This window comes from uncultured Roseobacter sp., from assembly GCF_947495025.1.
In the GTDB taxonomy this organism is placed as follows: domain Bacteria; phylum Pseudomonadota; class Alphaproteobacteria; order Rhodobacterales; family Rhodobacteraceae; genus Roseobacter.
The window spans coordinates 36,146-50,533 of sequence record NZ_CANLXG010000005.1; the positions used below are offsets into that span (position 1 = coordinate 36,146).

Genomic DNA, 14,388 nt, shown 5'->3' on the forward strand with positions numbered 1-14,388 from the left:
GAGGAAGCCACCATGGGACTACTGACAAAGGACATCGAACGTGCCCCCTGCACGGTTGAGATCAGTCATAAATTCGAAAGCCTGCACGCGCATGTGCGGTTCAACAACGGCGCCGTGATCTACCCCGGCGACGAGGTCCAGGTCCACGGGCCGGAGATCATGGCGCCCTTCGGAGAGATCGTCTCTGAAGACCGCGAGGCCACGATCATCCGCGCCAGCAAACTCGAACGGCTCTGGACCCGGCTGACGGGCGATTTCGAGATCATGGAACTCTGCGAGTTTTCCTTCTCAGAGGAGGTCACGCTGTGAACGTCCAGAACACACCCGAAAAGTACGAAGGCAAGCACACCGCCGATGCGACCACGGTCGAGGAAGGGCTCGCCATTCAGGAAGAGCAGGCGAAATATGACGATGATTTCGCCACGGAAACGGCAATGGCGAACACGCTGCTGACGCCACGTTTCTACACCACCGATTTCGACGAGCTGGACGCGATAGATGTCTCTCCGGTGCGCGACGAATGGGACGGGCTGATCGCACAGATGGTCGCAGATCCCAACAAGGGCCACTTCAAAAAGAATGAAGACTGGGACCACGTCGACTGGGACGGCATGGAGCCGCAGCTGAAAAAGGAGTTTATCGACTTTCTCATCAGCTCCTGCACGGCCGAGTTTTCGGGCTGCGTGCTCTACAAAGAGATGAAGCGCCGCGGCAACAACGATGACATCACGCAGCTCTTTCAGCTCATGGCGCGGGACGAAGCGAGGCACGCAGGCTTTATCAATGACGCCCTGCGCGAGGCCGGGCTGCGCGTGAACCTCGGGTTTCTGACGCAGAAGAAGAAATACACCTACTTCAGGCCCAAGTTCATCTACTACGCGACCTACCTGTCCGAAAAAATCGGCTATGCGCGCTACATCACGATCTTCCGGCACCTGCAGGAAAACCCCGAACACCGCTTCCACCCGATCTTCAAGTGGTTCGAAGAGTGGTGCAACGACGAGTTCAGCCACGGCGAGGCCTTTGCCCTGCTGATGAAAACGGACCCGAAACTGACATCCGGGCACAATGTCTGGTGGATCAAGTTTTTCCTCACAGCGGTCTATGCCACGATGTACGTCCGCGACCACCAGCGCCCGACGTTCCACAAAGCGCTCGGCGTGGATCCGGACTGGTACGCGCACGAGGTCTTTACCAAGACCAGCAAGCTCAGCGAACAGATCTTCCCGATCACGCTGGACATCGACCATCCGCGCTGGCAGCGGCAGCTTGAAAAGCTGCAAAAGGCAAATGCCGATCTGGCAGTGGCCACAGAGAACGGTCAGTTCATGCGTAAAATCGGCGCTCAGGCGCGCGCCGCCGCCGCATTTGTCGCGCTGTTCACGATCCCGGCGAAAAAGCACCGCGTACCGGCACAGACCCGGATGGAGCCTGCGTACTGATGAGCCTCTGGACCCCTGCCCTCTTCGCCCTCTTCGCCTGGTGGTTTTCCACCGGTGCGATCCTGTGGGTGGTCAGGTCTGCAGACCGGCAGGGCGCGCGTGCAAGACGCCGCGCCGTGCTCTTTGGTCTGCCGTTTCTGGCAGCAGGGGTCGCGGGCTTCTGGATCACACTGTGGACCAGCGACACGCTGAGCATCTATGTGGCTTTCGTCTCGGCACTGGCAATCTGGGGCTGGATCGAACTGGCCTTTCTGACCGGCATCATCACAGGCCCCAACGCCAGCCCGCTGCCTGAGGGTGTGCCCGAATGGGAACGTTTCATCCGCGCCTGGGGCACGCTGGCCTATCACGAAATGCTGCTGGTCGGTGCCCTGATTGCCATGTTCCTTGTGGGCTGGGATCACGTGAACCCCTTTGGCCTCTGGACCTTTGCGGTGCTTTTCTTTGCCCGCATTTCGGCCAAGCTGAACCTGTTTCTGGGCGTGCCGAAGATAAACGTCGACTTTCTGCCGGGCGCGCTCTCGCATCTGCCCAGCCACTTCCGCCACCGCGCAATGAACTGGCTGTTCCCGGTCTCGGTCACAGCCCTGACTTTTGCCGCCGCATGCTGGCTGGAACGGATCGCCGCGACAACGGCACCGGGCGCTGCGACAGGATTTACTTTACTGACGGCCATTACAGCACTCGCACTCTTTGAGCACTGGATGATGGTTCTGCCTATTCCGGACGAAAAACTCTGGCGCTGGATGATCCCGGCCGCCGGTCCGTCTGAATTTAACAAACCGCAAGACACGATACCTACAGGGAAAACAGAAGGGGGACATCATGGACTTTGATGCACTGTTCCAAACACAACTGGACGCACTGAAAGACGACGGCAACTACCGGATATTTGCCGAACTGGAACGCAAGGCAGGCGCCTTCCCCCGGGCGAAATGCCACGATGATGACAGCCCCGACCAGGTGACGGTCTGGTGTTCGAATGACTATCTGGGCATGGGCCAGCACCCGGATGTGATCGGTGCGATGAAAGACACCATCGACAACTGTGGCGCCGGTGCGGGCGGGACGCGGAACATCTCCGGCACGAACCACAATCACAAACTGCTCGAGGCCGAACTGGCCGACCTGCATGGCAAGGAAAGCGCACTGCTCTTTACCTCGGGCTATGTGTCCAACTGGGCAGCGCTGAGCACTCTTGGCAGCCGCATCCCTGACGCTGTCATCCTGTCTGATGAGCTGAACCACGCCTCGATGATCGAAGGTATCCGCCATTCGCGCGCGAACAAGGTGCTGTGGAAGCACAACGACCCCGAGGATCTGGACCGCAAACTCTCTGCCCTGCCCGCGAACGCCCCCAAGATCGTGGCTTTTGAGAGTGTCTATTCCATGGACGGCGACATCTGCCCGATGCAGGAGATCGTTGAGGTTGCCGAGAAACACGGCGCGCTGACCTACCTCGATGAGGTGCACGCGGTGGGCCTCTATGGCCCGCGTGGCGGCGGTGTGTCCGAGCGCGAGGGGCTTGCCGACCGCATCACCCTGATCGAGGGCACCCTGGGCAAGGCCTATGGCGTCATGGGCGGCTATATCACAGGCTCTGAGGCGCTCTGCGACTTTATCCGCTCCTTTGCCTCCGGGTTTATCTTTACAACCGCCCTGCCCCCGGCTGTGGCCGCGGCGGCCCAGACCTCGATCCGGCACCTCAAGAGCTCCTCGTCCGAGCGCAGACTGCAGCGCGAGCGCGTCGCCTATCTGCGCAAACGCCTCGACCAGGAAGGTATCCCGCATCTGGAAAACCCCAGCCATATCATCCCGGTGATGATCAAGGACCCGGTCAAATGCCGCATGATCGCGGACTATCTGATGCAGCAGTACGGCATCTATGTGCAGCCCATCAACTATCCCACAGTGCCCAAAGGCACCGAGCGCCTGCGCTTTACGCCGTCGCCCCTGCACAGCATCGATGACATCGAACATCTGGTGCGCGCGCTCAAGGAACTGTGGAAGCAGTGCGCGATTTCCCACGCGGTGGCATAATCGCTCAATTGTGACTGTTGACTCTCGTCAGTATCTCCTAGTTTGTATCTCAACAAACGTAGGAGATACCGATGACACGCACTTTTGCAGCACTGATCGCGCTGAGCTTCGCAGCGCCCGCTTTCGCGGACGGCCACTCGACAGGCGACGCCGCCGCCGGCGAGAAAGAGTTCAACAAATGCAAAGCCTGCCACATGATCGAATCCGATGCCGGCGAAACCATCGTCAAGGGCGGTAAAACCGGCCCCAATCTTTACGGTGTGATTGGTCGTACAGCGGGGACAGCTGATTTCCGCTATGGTGACGATCTGGTCGCCGCAGGCGAAGCCGGCCTTGTCTGGGACGAAGCAAATCTGGCGGAATACACCAAGGACCCCCGCGCCTTCCTGCGCGCCTTCCTTGATGACAGCAAAGCCAAGTCCAAAATGGCATTCAAACTGAAAAAGGGCGGCGAAGATGTCGCGGCCTATCTGGCGTCCGTCGGCCCACAGAGCTGATCGGCGTCCGATCTGAACAACAGGCCGCTGCCCCCCCGGGCGGTGGCCTTTTTTTTGTAACCTGAACATCCGGACTGCCCCATGCGACGAACCGTTCTGACCCTCATCGCCGTGCTGATCGCCGGGACAGGCGCGCTGGCCCACCAGGGGGTCACAAACCCCGCTGTTATGGCGCGTATGCACGGGATGACCCTCATTGCCGGGCATCTGGAGACCCTGGGCAGAATGACCAAAGGCCAACAACCTTTTGACGCAGCCGCCGCGCGCGCCGCAGCCGCGGGGATTGCCGAACACGCAGCAGCCGTCCCTGCCCTCTTTCAGGCGCCCGAGACCGACGCGAAGTCCGAAGCACTGCCGGTGATCTGGGAACGCTATGACGACTTCACCCGGCTGTCTGCAGAGCTCGAGACACTGTCTGCCGGTCTGGCGCAGACAATAACAGACCCCGCTGACCTGGGCCCTGCCATGAGCGCGCTGGCAGCAGGTTGCAGGGCCTGTCACCGCGACTATCGCCAGTGACAGGCACTCACGTCCGCGTGTGATGGCTTGCGATTTTCAGACCCGGTGCCAGATTCGGTAAAACCGCGATCCTGAGGAGAGACCTTATGCCCCTGTCACGCCGCGCCTTCCTGATCACCTCGGCCGGCCTGCCGGTCGCCGCCGCGACCGCAACCGCGACCCGGGTGCTGGCCGCAACGCCACCAGTCTACATGGACCGCAGAGGTGTCGCGATCGACGGCTCGGATGCTGTCGCCTATTTCACCGATGGAAAACCCGTCCGCGGTACGGCAGCCTTTACACACAGCTGGAAAGGCGCGACATGGCGCTTCGCCTCTGCTGCCAACCGCGACACCTTTGCCGCCAACCCCGAAGCCTGGGCCCCTCAGTACGGCGGCTACTGCGCATGGGCCGTCAGCGAGGGCTATACCGCCTCGACCGTACCGGAAGCCTGGAAGATCGTGGACGGCCGCCTGTTCCTGAATTACTCGCGACGCTTCCAGCGCAGATGGGAGCGTGACCAGGATGCGCGGATACGGGCCGGCGATGCAAACTGGCCCTCTGTTCTTTCTGGCTGAGGCAACTGCACGTCCGGCGTGGCCACCTGGCAACAGCACTGATGCGCCAGGATTGTTTGCACCGGAACGATTTCATGCAGAACGGGAAAATTTGTAGCCCTGTGCGAAACAATTCGCAGGTCTTATTCTGACTGTTCCCAAACACAGATTTTTGGACATGTTTTTGTCAAAGTGTTTGAAAGCCGCCCCGCGAATTGCGATTATCTGCCTGCCGTTCGGGGGGAACTCCGGCTGTTGTGATCTGTGCAGCGCCGGACCGGCCGGTGTTTAATGATCTGTTGCGGGATACAGGGCTGACCGCCCCCGCACTGGTACCAGGGGTGAAGCAAAATGAAAATCATGACGATCGCGGCGGTCCTGACCGCCCTGAGCGTATCCGCAGTCTCGGCTGCGACGACAAAAATCGACTTCACAGATCCGGCGACAAAAGGCTGGACGTGGGGAGCAGATTTCCTGTCTGAGGACGAACAGGTTTCTGCCGATGTCACAGCACACCGGTACGACAGCGACACAAAAACTGTCGGTTCGCGTATCTGGCTGGGCCAGTGGAAAGGCTATGGTCTCGGGGCCTGCAGTTCCGCCGGGCGCCATGGCTGCACGGATGATCACCGCGCTGACGGCTATATCTACAACGATCTGATCAAGCTGAGTTTTGGCGAAGACGTTACGCTCAGGGAGATCGAGTTCGGGTCCTTCAGCTCGAAAACCATCCGCACCGGTGAAGTTATCGGTACAGAACGCGTTTGCCGCTGGCGCTGGGGCCGTCTGCGCTGCTCGACCCGCAGTGTCTATGGCACCGAGACGCTCTATGACGACTTCGACCTCTTTGCAGGCGAACCGCTGGAGTTTCTGTTCGTTTCAGATGTCGCGGGCAGCGTAGATCTGGGCGCTGACGCGGCCAGGGCGTCTGTGTTCGGTATTGGCGCGCCGCAATGGGACGACTCGTTCAAGATACGTTCGGTAACTGTCGAATATGGCTCTGTACCACTTCCGGCGACCGGGCTGATGCTTCTGGCTGCTGTTGGCGGACTCGCCGCGCGGAAAACCCGCAGAAAAGCCTGAACGCATATCATGCTGACACAAACGGGCGGTCCTCAGGGGCCGCCCTTTTTTCCGGGCCTTACCCGCATTCACAAAGAACAGAACAGTGCCGAGCGCATGTGCACCAGTGCCGCAAGCCAGCTGGTCAGAATTACCGCAATCAGGATGGTGGTTCCGCCCATGGCCTCAAGCCTGGGCCGGGCGAATAACAGCAGCAGAACCAGAGCCGCCACACCGATCAGAAACAACCCGGCATTTGCAGCCATACCCACGGCACCTGTCATGCAGGCCGCCCGGCCCGTCTGATCAACCGACGTCAGCACCAGCGCACCAGCCGCTGCTGCAAGCTGCACCAGCGCCAGACCCGCCGGTATGCGCGCAGCCCGAGGCCGGCTGCGCACCGCGGACACCAGCCAGCCCGCCATCCAGACCAGTGCCAGGCCCCAGACCAGAGCGGGCAGTGTCAGAACAAGCAGAGACATCAGGTGACAATCCTTATCTCGGACACATCACCATCCACATCCCGGCAGGCCTTCAGCACGCGCCGCTCCAGGTGGGTCTGAACATATGCCGCATGAAACCGCGACGGCGCCCGGAGCGTCAGCCGCCCCCCTGCCCTCTCGGTCCGTTCCAGCGCGGCGATCCAGGACGCATAGGTGCCCGGGTCCTCGCCGTGCAGGACCGCGCGCGCCAGCGCCCATTCCGTGCCCCCCGAGACGTCCGGCGCGGGCACATCGCCCCGCACGGGCAGCGCGACAACCGCAGGCGTTTCCGGCTGCGCCATACGCAGCTCAAAGTCCGGGCCCACGGTGCCCCAGGCCGGTGCTGTATCGGCAAGGATCTTTTCTGTGCCCAGACCGTATTCGGTCACCCTGCCCCGTGCGCCCTGACGGCGCACACACAACCATCCGCGCGCGCGCAACAGCGACATCTCGCGTTTGACGGTTCGTTCGTCCACAGACCACAGACGGGCAATTTCCCGCTGGCCCACGGCGAGTTCATCGCGGGCCCAGTTGTATCGTGCAGTGATCAGGGTCATCAGCCTCAGCACGCGCCGCTGATCATGCTTTCCCTGCGACAGCGCATAAGCGCCCATCGCTGTCAGAAGATCATACTTGCGTGCAGATGCCCCACGACCCACAGGTCTCCGGGAAAGCATATACTGCCCTCATTTTCAGTGATGCATGGTTCCTTGAGCGGACCGTGCTGCCTCGGGATACGGGCTGATTGGCCAGCCTCTTTGCCAGATCATGCCTGATCTCGCCGTTTTTCGCAATCGATGTCTGATTTGCGTCCGAAGAAGCGATTCTGTCAAGACTTTGCTCACAAACCGCGGGTTGTGACCCCGATCAAAACGAAAAGAATCTGGTTAAAAGGTATTGGGGGACATACAGGCTGTCCCCCAATCAAAGTCTTTTGTCCCCCAATCAGCAGCAGGAGGTGATCCGGTGTCCCCCAATATCCAGGTCTCTCCCCTGGCCTGTTCGCCCTTCACACAATGCGCATCCGGGAATCACTTTCCGACTGAAACCCCTGCCCTGCCTGCTGTTTCTGCACCCAGATGCCGGTGCATCGTTTTACGATATTCCCTTTTGCATTTTTCGCCAAATCCGCGTAAATCTGGAAAAAACAAGAATTAGCGTCCCCGCGGGGACAGTAACAGCAGACAGGCCGCGCATGTTTACGCACAAAGACCTCGCACATCTGCAGGCACAGTCCCTCCGTATGCAGGGATTTATCCGCCAGCAGACCTACAGCCCGCAAAACGAAAAGACCCTGCGCCGGTTCTCCAGCTGGGAGGTGGCAGAGCTGATCTTTCGCGTGAACCAGTCGACGATGCGCGGGCGGCTGGCCGCTGATCCCACCCTGCCCCAGGGCACGGTCGAGGCGGATGGTCGACAGCACTGGTACAGCCTCGAAGAGATCAACGAGCTGCGCCGCCGGCTGAAAGTGAACCGCAAATCGCTGATGCCCCACCGGCCCGCCGGAAAACGCGCGATGCGCGCCGCTATTGCCAATTTCAAGGGCGGCGCGGGCAAGTCCACCGTGGCGCTGCATTTCGCCCATGCCGCCGCCCTTGATGGCTACCGGGTGCTCTGTGTGGATTTTGATCCGCAGGCAACGCTCAGCCATTCGATGGGCCTGTCGGATGTGGCCGAAGAATACACCGTCTGGGGCATCATGGCCCGTGACCTCGCCGCCGAAACCGAACGCATGAACCGCAGCGCGCAGGGCGCCGAAAGCGGCGCCGCCCTGCCCCATCGCCGCCTGCCTTCCAGCATCACCGACATGGGGCTGGCGGATCTGCGTACCACGGACTTCATCAAACCCACCAACTGGCCCACAATCGACATCGTGCCGTCCTGTGCCAATGCGGCCTTTGTGGAATTTGCCTCTGCACAGTACCGGCACCTCAATCCCGAATGGTCATTCTTTGCCGCCGTGTCGCGCTTTCTCGATCAGCTGCCCGCGGACGCCTATGACCTGGTGCTCTTCGACTGCCCGCCGGCCATCGGCTATCAGTCGATGAACGCGGTCTTTGCCGCGGACATGCTCTATATTCCCTCCGGCCCCGGCTACTGGGAATATGATTCGACGACCTCCTTTATCGGTCAGCTGGCCGAAGCGCTGGAGGACCTCAGCCGGTTTTCCGGGCTTGTCCCCGCGGGGACGATGAACCTGCCCAAGGCGTTTCTGGACCTGCGGTTCCTGCTGACGCGTTTTGAACCGAACAACGATCTGCACCGCGCGATGCAGCAGGCCTTTGTCAAAGTCTGGGGAGATAGAGTGGCCGAGCATCCCATCGAAATGACCCGCGCGGTGGAACAGTCGGGGCGGTTCCTGTCGTCAATCTACGAGATCGACTACCGCGATATGACCCGGGAAACCTGGCGGCGCGCCCGCACCTCTTTCGACCAGGCCTATGCAGAATTCCGAACCCACCTGTGCACAGCGTGGGACCAGCTGGAGGATGAGCAATGAGTAAGCGGCGTGTCTTTGACATCGACTTTGACGAGACATCTGTCCCCGCGGGGACAGACGACAGTGCCGCGTCACGGCGCGGCCCGATGGCGGCGGCCATCACCGAAAACGCCGAGGCCCTGAGCGCACGGCAGAGTGCCGAGGCAGAAATCCGTGCCGAGAATGACCGCCTTGCCCACGAGTATGTGGCGCTGAGGAAAAACGGGCAGATTGTCGGTCTGGTAGATCCCGCACAGATCAGCGCGTCAAAGCTTGTGCGTGACCGGGTTGCCGGGCGGGATCCGGAACTCGAAGAACTCAAGGCGTCGATCCGTGCGGTGGGTCTGTCGAACCCGATCCACGTCGAGGAGGTTGAGGGCGGATATGAGCTGATCCAGGGGTTCAGGCGTCTCAGCGCATGGCGCGAACTGCATGCCGAGACCGGTGATGCAAAATATGCGCGTATTCCTGCATCACTGCAGGCGCGTGGCGCGCAACTCGACCACCTTTACCGGCGCATGGTCGATGAGAATCTGGTGCGACGCGATATTTCCTTTGCCGAGATGGCGCAGCTGGCCATGTCATATGCAGAACGTGGCGGGCACACGGTCACGGATGCGATCGAGACGCTTTATGCGTCTGCCGGGCGCCAGAAGCGCAACTACATCGGTCATTTTGTACGGCTTCTGGCGGCACTGGGCGATGACCTGAAGCATCCCGAGGCCATTCCACGCGCCACAGGCCTCAGTCTGGTAAAACTGCTTGAGGCCGGCCCCCGGTTCGCGGGTCAGGTCCGTGCCGTTCTGAACAGTCAGCCCGGCAGGGATGCCGCCACCGAGGTCAGCCTGCTGCGTGGGGCTGTGACTGGCGCCTCAAAGGCAAAGCCAGGGCCTGGCACGGCTGTCGCGCCAAGGTCGTCCGCCCGCACGACCATCAAGCTGAACCGGCCAGAGGGTGTGGCGCGCTGTACTGCGTCTGCGGGTAAATTCGAAGTGCTGCTTGACCACGACTTCGGCACGGTCGATCCGCGCCGTCTTGAGCTTGCCGCAAGGGCCTTTCTGGACAGCCTGAAAGATCAGACGCCCAGATGATCAAGGATGAGCCTGGCAACAGTGTCAGGGTCTTCCTCGTGCGCCAGATGGCCGACATTCTCAAGCTGCACAAACTGTGCGTCCGGCATCCGTTCTGCGGCTTTCTGCGACACCCGAGAGGGAACCGTTTTGTCCCGCGCACCCGCGATCAGCAGTGTTCGTGCGGTGATCTCGGGCAGGGCCTGCAGTAATTCGTCCAGCTCCCATTGCGCCATCATCAGCAATGTGGCGTCTGCATGGTTCCTGTCAGCCACCAGCCGGCGGTACAGATCAAGGCCAACAGAGTCTAATTCAGAGCCTGTACCGCGTATCAGAGCCTTGACGCGCGAGGGCGTGCCAGAGGTTGCCGAGAAGACCTGTGCCGTGAAGGGAACGGCCGCCAGCATCCTGGCCAGGACCGGAAAAAGCACGCCGGCGAGACCCTGAAAGGTATCCAGCGCGGCATTGATCCCGACAACCTGCGGCGGCTGTCCCCGCGGGGACACAAGCTGCGATGACAGTCGCAGCGCCAGCGCCCCACCGGCTGAATGTCCGATGACAGCATTGGGCTGCCATCCCTCGTGGTCGCAGAGCGCGGTCACATCGTCGGCCATCGCGTCCAGTCCGCAGCGATGGCGTGCGCCCAGTTGCGTATAGCCCTGACCAGGCAGATCAATGGCCACGACACGGAAAGCCCCGGAGAGACGCGGGATCAGGTCGCGGTAACTGTGGGTGCTGCCACCGGCACCGTGCAGCATCAGGACAAGCGGGCCGGAACCGGTCTCCTGGACGTGCCACCGGTGCGGCCGCGACAGGACCTGGCGGGAGCAATCCGCATGCGGCCAGTCAGGTGGCGGCGGCCAGTTCATCGGCTCAGCCGCCCAGAGCGGCGCTCACAGCGCCGGAGAGGCGCTGAGCGTCCGCACGGGGCAGTGCGAGGTACGGTGCGCCCAGGCGCGCTGAGAGCTCTCTGAGGGCCTCCTGTGGGCGGGCAGACATGTCGATGACCAGGGCGCTGACGCCCTCGGCACGGAGGACGTCTGCAAACCGGTCTGCATCCTGTGCGGCGGTTGCGCGGTCCGGCGTGCCGTCGAGTGCAACATTCGCGCGCCCGTCTGTCAGAATAACCACAGTTGGTGTCAGACCACGGGCGCGGCTCTGGGTGGCCAGCGTCGCGGCCTGCTCCAGACCAGCCGCCAGAGGCGTGCCGCCGCCACCCGGCAGACTGGCGAGACGGCGCTTGGTCTGGACAAGGGAGCGGGTCGGGGGCAGCAAAAGCTCGGCACCGGTTCCGCGAAAGGCAATCAGCGCGACATGGTCCCTGGCGGCATAGGCCTGCGCCAGCAGCATTTCAACCGCACCTTTTGCTTCATTCAGGCGCGACATGGCGGCGGAACCCGATGCATCCACGGTAAAGATCAGCAGACGGTCGGATTGTTCTTCGTAGCGCTTCAGGCGGATATCGGCAGGTCGGATCAGCAGCCCGGACTGGTCGGGTTGCGCTTTGCGGCGCAGGGGTTGCCAGGGCGCGGCAGCGCGGAGCGTCGCCACAAGGTCGATGCGGGACGTGCCGTCCAGCCTGCCGGGGCGCGAGGGCAGGGGGCGCCCGCGCCGGTTCCCTTTTCGTTTTTTACCGGCACCCGCACCGCCCGAGCGGGCAGCTGTCCCCGCGGGGACAAGCCCGGCCAGCAGGTCAGCCGGCAACAGCGCCCGCACCGCATCGACCAGGATGTCACCGTCGGGCAGAGTGCTGGTCTCGCCCTGATCGCCGCCTGTGTCTTCGTCCTGGTCCGGTGGTGGCGGGGGAGGGGGCTCTGATGTGTCGCCGGGCTCTTCGGGCAGACGGGTTGCACGGTGGGGAAAAACCAGTGCGGCGGCGACTTCGACATCGGCGGCCGTTACTTCTGCGCGGCCGTTGAAACCGGCATGGACCCGCGCCACCCTGAGTGCGGCCAGAGGGACGCGCAGGCTGTCGATCCCGAAATGTGCTGCCAGTAATGTCAGGGTCTCGCCGACCTCTGGAGAGGCTGTTACGCTGGCAGGTTCGCGTGTATCTGTCCCCGCGGGGACAAGGCCCCAGTCAGCGGGCATCCGGCCGTCCGGCGAAATGAACAGCGGCAGCCGCTCTGCGAGGGCGGCAGGCAGTGTTTCGTCGGGTTCTGCCCCCTCGTCCAGTGCGAGGATGCAATGACCCGCATCCCGGTCCAGCTGTTGCGCCAGGCGTGCCGCCAGTCCCGCAGGGCAGCGTTCCGCCATAGTCAGTAAAGCATTGACTTTGCTTTGAAAAAATCCTGAATTTTCAACAACTTGCCCGGCCTCAAGGGTCTGCGCGAGGTCAATGCCACCAAACAGCTGCTCGTCGGTGATCCCGGGATGTATGCGACGCAGGTTCATTGGCCTGATGCTGGCCAGCACGCGGTCGCGCGCCGGGCCGGCACGCATGCGGATATGTGCCCCGCCCAGGTGTCGGGGGTCAAAGAGCAGCAGGCTGAGGCCAAGGGCGGCGCGCTGCCAGCTGTCGGATGGGACGCTCACCCCAGCACTTCGTCAACGATGCGCCTGACCCGTGCGCCTGACCCTGCCTCGTCCAGCGGATCGCGCCGCAGCCGGTGCGACAGGGCGGAGGGTGCGATTTCGCGCAGGTGTTCGCGTCTGAGCTTGCGCGCGCCCTGCCAGGCGGCCAGCGCCCGCGCTGTGCGCAGCAGTGTCAGCTCGCCCCGCAGCCCGTCCGAGCCAAGTGCAATGCACAGTTCGGCGCAATCCGTCAGAATCGCATCCGGGGTCTGGATCTTTGGCAGTTTCCGCCGCGCTTTCAGGATGGTGTCGCGGACCTCTTCATCGCGGGGCATCCACGTCTGCATGAAACCTTCGGGGTCGGTCTCGAACGCATCCCGCCTGCGGATCACCTCGACGCGTTCGGCGGCATCGTTCGGCGAACGGACCTCGACCGACAGACCAAAACGGTCCAGCAGCTGCGGGCGCAGCTCGCCTTCTTCGGGGTTGCCGGAACCAACCAGAACAAACCGCGCGGGGTGGCGGATCGACAGGCCTTCGCGCTCGACCACGTTTTCGCCGGACTGGGCCACATCAAGCAGCAGATCGACGATGTGATCCTCCAGCAGATTGACCTCGTCGATGTAGAGATATCCGCGGTTTGCACGGGCCAGCAGGCCGGGTTCAAAAGCCTTTTCCCCACGTGTCAGCGCGCGTTCGATGTCCAGAGCGCCGACGACACGGTCCTCGGTTGCGCCGAGCGGCAGATCAATTACCGGGGTCGGCCGTGTCACCAGCTTTTTCGAGCCTAATTCGGCCCAGTCGGGGCAATCAGCGACCTTTGGCGCGTTGACAGGGCAGCTTTCGACGGCGCGGATCGGCGGCAGCAGGGCGGCCAGCGCGCGCACGGCTGTCGATTTGCCGGTTCCGCGATCCCCAAAGACAAGCACGCCGCCGATGCCCGGATCGACGGCTGTGAGGATCATCGCCTGTTTCATCTCGTGCTGGCCAACAATGGCCGAAAAAGGGAAGGGGGTCTTCATGCGGGCAGTTCCAGGTGTTTGAGGGGGCTTGTGCCGCCCCAGGTGCCGGTGTCGCCGAGGATGGCGAAGCGGGCATAGAGTTCTTCGGAAAACCAGTTGCCGTCACGCACCGCCCGGATGGCGGCGGCATGCGGGCCATTGGTGCGGGCGAAAGCGGCCATGCTGGCGCTGTCGGGCCAGATGGAAAAAGTCACCTGATGGAAAAGCGGCACCTCACCGATACCGATCTTGAAGGCGACGTTGCGGTCGGCACCGATCATCCGGCTGATGTCGGGGACACGCTGCCAGAATTTCATTGCGATGGAGGGGCGGATCGTCGCGCGTGTCAGCGCAGCCAGAGGCCCGTCCGGTGCGCGGCCGGTCGGAGAAAAGGGCTCCTGTCCGGACCACTGCCCGCGTGACGTGCTGGTTTCAAGAATGACTGTCCAGCATTCCCCGGCCTTTGCGCGGTACCTTTGGAAAATGCCCGCTGTTTCTGTCTGGCGCCGCGCGGTTTCAGCGTCGGGCCAGCTGGCGAGTATGGCGTAAACCGCCGTGTTGGGAACCGGTGTAAAGCCCTCGCCAGTCCCTGAGCCGCAGAGCTTCCAGAAGCCGATATCTGGGACGCGGGGCAGGGCAAAGCGCGCCGCGCCCATCATGCCGAGCGCCCAGGCGCGCGCAACCGGTCCGGCAAAGCGGAAAAAGCTCAGTGTGACGATCGGAGTGTCTTTCATAGCGCGCGCTGT

At 62.3% G+C, this 14,388-nt stretch carries 16 protein-coding genes; 10 read left to right on the plus strand and 6 right to left on the minus strand.

The genetic code is table 11. From position 1 onward, the window contains the following. The first annotated feature begins 12 nt into the window (after positions 1 to 12). The 8 genes from Q0792_RS18730 (at position 13) to Q0792_RS18765 (ending at position 6,117) form a co-directional block, all read left to right on the plus strand. Complete coding sequence (locus Q0792_RS18730) at positions 13 to 309, plus strand: hypothetical protein (protein ID WP_298844572.1); 297 nt, start codon at positions 13 to 15, stop codon at positions 307 to 309. Then, positions 306 to 1,442: a magnesium-protoporphyrin IX monomethyl ester (oxidative) cyclase gene (gene acsF, locus Q0792_RS18735; RefSeq protein WP_298844574.1), complete on the plus strand. Its 1,137-nt coding sequence runs from the start codon at positions 306 to 308 to the stop codon at positions 1,440 to 1,442. The genes Q0792_RS18730 and acsF overlap by 4 nt, the downstream gene beginning before the upstream one ends. Continuing rightward, positions 1,442 to 2,278, plus strand: a complete 837-nt coding sequence (gene puhE / locus Q0792_RS18740; RefSeq protein WP_298844576.1) for a putative photosynthetic complex assembly protein PuhE — start codon at positions 1,442 to 1,444, stop codon at positions 2,276 to 2,278. Before acsF ends, puhE begins: the two co-directional genes overlap by 1 nt. Next, the gene (hemA, locus tag Q0792_RS18745) at positions 2,268 to 3,482 is read left to right on the plus strand and encodes a 5-aminolevulinate synthase (protein WP_298844578.1); all 1,215 of its coding nucleotides are present in this window, start codon (positions 2,268 to 2,270) and stop codon (positions 3,480 to 3,482) included. Before puhE ends, hemA begins: the two co-directional genes overlap by 11 nt. A gap of 71 nt (positions 3,483 to 3,553) precedes the next feature. After that, on the plus strand, positions 3,554 to 3,979 hold the full coding sequence (locus Q0792_RS18750; RefSeq protein ID WP_298844580.1) for a cytochrome C: 426 nt from the start codon (positions 3,554 to 3,556) through the stop codon (positions 3,977 to 3,979). 81 nt (positions 3,980 to 4,060) lie between these two features. Further along, on the plus strand, positions 4,061 to 4,498 hold the full coding sequence (locus Q0792_RS18755) for a cytochrome c (RefSeq protein ID WP_298844582.1): 438 nt from the start codon (positions 4,061 to 4,063) through the stop codon (positions 4,496 to 4,498). Between the two features lie 86 nt (positions 4,499 to 4,584). Continuing rightward, on the plus strand, positions 4,585 to 5,055 hold the full coding sequence (locus Q0792_RS18760) for a YHS domain-containing (seleno)protein (protein WP_298844583.1): 471 nt from the start codon (positions 4,585 to 4,587) through the stop codon (positions 5,053 to 5,055). 330 nt (positions 5,056 to 5,385) lie between these two features. After that, entirely contained in the window at positions 5,386 to 6,117 is a 732-nt protein-coding gene (locus Q0792_RS18765; protein ID WP_298844585.1) for a VPLPA-CTERM sorting domain-containing protein, read from the plus strand. A 68-nt stretch (positions 6,118 to 6,185) separates the two neighbouring features. Here the strand turns inward: Q0792_RS18765 and Q0792_RS18770 are convergent, their stop codons facing one another. Both Q0792_RS18770 and Q0792_RS18775 read right to left on the minus strand, forming a co-directional pair. After that, positions 6,186 to 6,578 carry a hypothetical protein gene (locus Q0792_RS18770; protein ID WP_298844588.1) on the minus strand — a complete coding sequence of 131 codons (393 nt, stop codon included), beginning with the start codon at positions 6,576 to 6,578 and terminating at the stop codon, positions 6,186 to 6,188. After that, positions 6,578 to 7,255 carry a hypothetical protein gene (locus tag Q0792_RS18775; RefSeq protein ID WP_298844590.1) on the minus strand — a complete coding sequence of 226 codons (678 nt, stop codon included), beginning with the start codon at positions 7,253 to 7,255 and terminating at the stop codon, positions 6,578 to 6,580. Before Q0792_RS18775 ends, Q0792_RS18770 begins: the two co-directional genes overlap by 1 nt. A gap of 518 nt (positions 7,256 to 7,773) precedes the next feature. Between Q0792_RS18775 and Q0792_RS18780 the strand changes: the two genes are divergently transcribed. Both Q0792_RS18780 and Q0792_RS18785 read left to right on the plus strand, forming a co-directional pair. Continuing rightward, positions 7,774 to 9,078: an AAA family ATPase gene (locus tag Q0792_RS18780; RefSeq protein ID WP_298844592.1), complete on the plus strand. Its 1,305-nt coding sequence runs from the start codon at positions 7,774 to 7,776 to the stop codon at positions 9,076 to 9,078. Next, complete coding sequence (locus Q0792_RS18785) at positions 9,075 to 10,148, plus strand: ParB N-terminal domain-containing protein (protein ID WP_298844594.1); 1,074 nt, start codon at positions 9,075 to 9,077, stop codon at positions 10,146 to 10,148. Before Q0792_RS18780 ends, Q0792_RS18785 begins: the two co-directional genes overlap by 4 nt. Here Q0792_RS18785 and bchO read toward each other — a convergent pair. From bchO to crtA, 4 genes are read right to left on the minus strand one after another with little or no spacing between them, the layout of a single operon-like run. Beyond that, positions 10,133 to 10,996, minus strand: coding sequence for an alpha/beta fold hydrolase BchO (bchO, locus tag Q0792_RS18790; RefSeq protein ID WP_298844596.1), 864 nt, complete (start codon positions 10,994 to 10,996; stop codon positions 10,133 to 10,135). The genes Q0792_RS18785 and bchO overlap by 16 nt on opposite strands. Positions 10,997 to 11,000: 4 nt before the next feature. Further along, positions 11,001 to 12,662: a magnesium chelatase subunit D gene (locus Q0792_RS18795; RefSeq protein WP_298844598.1), complete on the minus strand. Its 1,662-nt coding sequence runs from the start codon at positions 12,660 to 12,662 to the stop codon at positions 11,001 to 11,003. Beyond that, complete coding sequence (bchI, locus tag Q0792_RS18800; protein WP_298844600.1) at positions 12,659 to 13,663, minus strand: magnesium chelatase ATPase subunit I; 1,005 nt, start codon at positions 13,661 to 13,663, stop codon at positions 12,659 to 12,661. Before bchI ends, Q0792_RS18795 begins: the two co-directional genes overlap by 4 nt. Further along, a complete protein-coding gene (gene crtA, locus Q0792_RS18805) occupies positions 13,660 to 14,376 on the minus strand; it encodes a spheroidene monooxygenase (RefSeq protein WP_298844602.1) in 717 nt (238 codons plus the stop codon). The genes bchI and crtA overlap by 4 nt, the downstream gene beginning before the upstream one ends. Between the last annotated feature and the right edge of the window lie 12 nt (positions 14,377 to 14,388).

What these genes read in the sequence shown, in the direction of transcription:
- Q0792_RS18755 (WP_298844582.1), top strand. Translation starts at nt 4,061, where the DNA reads ATGCGACGAACCGTTCTGACCCTCATCGCCGTGCTGATCGCCGGGACA.
- Q0792_RS18750 (WP_298844580.1), top strand. Translation starts at nt 3,554, where the DNA reads ATGACACGCACTTTTGCAGCACTGATCGCGCTGAGCTTCGCAGCGCCC.
- bchO (WP_298844596.1), bottom strand. Translation starts at nt 10,996, where the DNA reads ATGAACTGGCCGCCGCCACCTGACTGGCCGCATGCGGATTGCTCCCGC.
- puhE (WP_298844576.1), top strand. Translation starts at nt 1,442, where the DNA reads ATGAGCCTCTGGACCCCTGCCCTCTTCGCCCTCTTCGCCTGGTGGTTT.
- Q0792_RS18780 (WP_298844592.1), top strand. Translation starts at nt 7,774, where the DNA reads ATGTTTACGCACAAAGACCTCGCACATCTGCAGGCACAGTCCCTCCGT.
- crtA (WP_298844602.1), bottom strand. Translation starts at nt 14,376, where the DNA reads ATGAAAGACACTCCGATCGTCACACTGAGCTTTTTCCGCTTTGCCGGA.
- bchI (WP_298844600.1), bottom strand. Translation starts at nt 13,663, where the DNA reads ATGAAGACCCCCTTCCCTTTTTCGGCCATTGTTGGCCAGCACGAGATG.
- Q0792_RS18770 (WP_298844588.1), bottom strand. Translation starts at nt 6,578, where the DNA reads ATGTCTCTGCTTGTTCTGACACTGCCCGCTCTGGTCTGGGGCCTGGCA.
- hemA (WP_298844578.1), top strand. Translation starts at nt 2,268, where the DNA reads ATGGACTTTGATGCACTGTTCCAAACACAACTGGACGCACTGAAAGAC.
- Q0792_RS18785 (WP_298844594.1), top strand. Translation starts at nt 9,075, where the DNA reads ATGAGTAAGCGGCGTGTCTTTGACATCGACTTTGACGAGACATCTGTC.
- Q0792_RS18765 (WP_298844585.1), top strand. Translation starts at nt 5,386, where the DNA reads ATGAAAATCATGACGATCGCGGCGGTCCTGACCGCCCTGAGCGTATCC.
- Q0792_RS18775 (WP_298844590.1), bottom strand. Translation starts at nt 7,255, where the DNA reads ATGCTTTCCCGGAGACCTGTGGGTCGTGGGGCATCTGCACGCAAGTAT.
- Q0792_RS18760 (WP_298844583.1), top strand. Translation starts at nt 4,585, where the DNA reads ATGCCCCTGTCACGCCGCGCCTTCCTGATCACCTCGGCCGGCCTGCCG.
- Q0792_RS18730 (WP_298844572.1), top strand. Translation starts at nt 13, where the DNA reads ATGGGACTACTGACAAAGGACATCGAACGTGCCCCCTGCACGGTTGAG.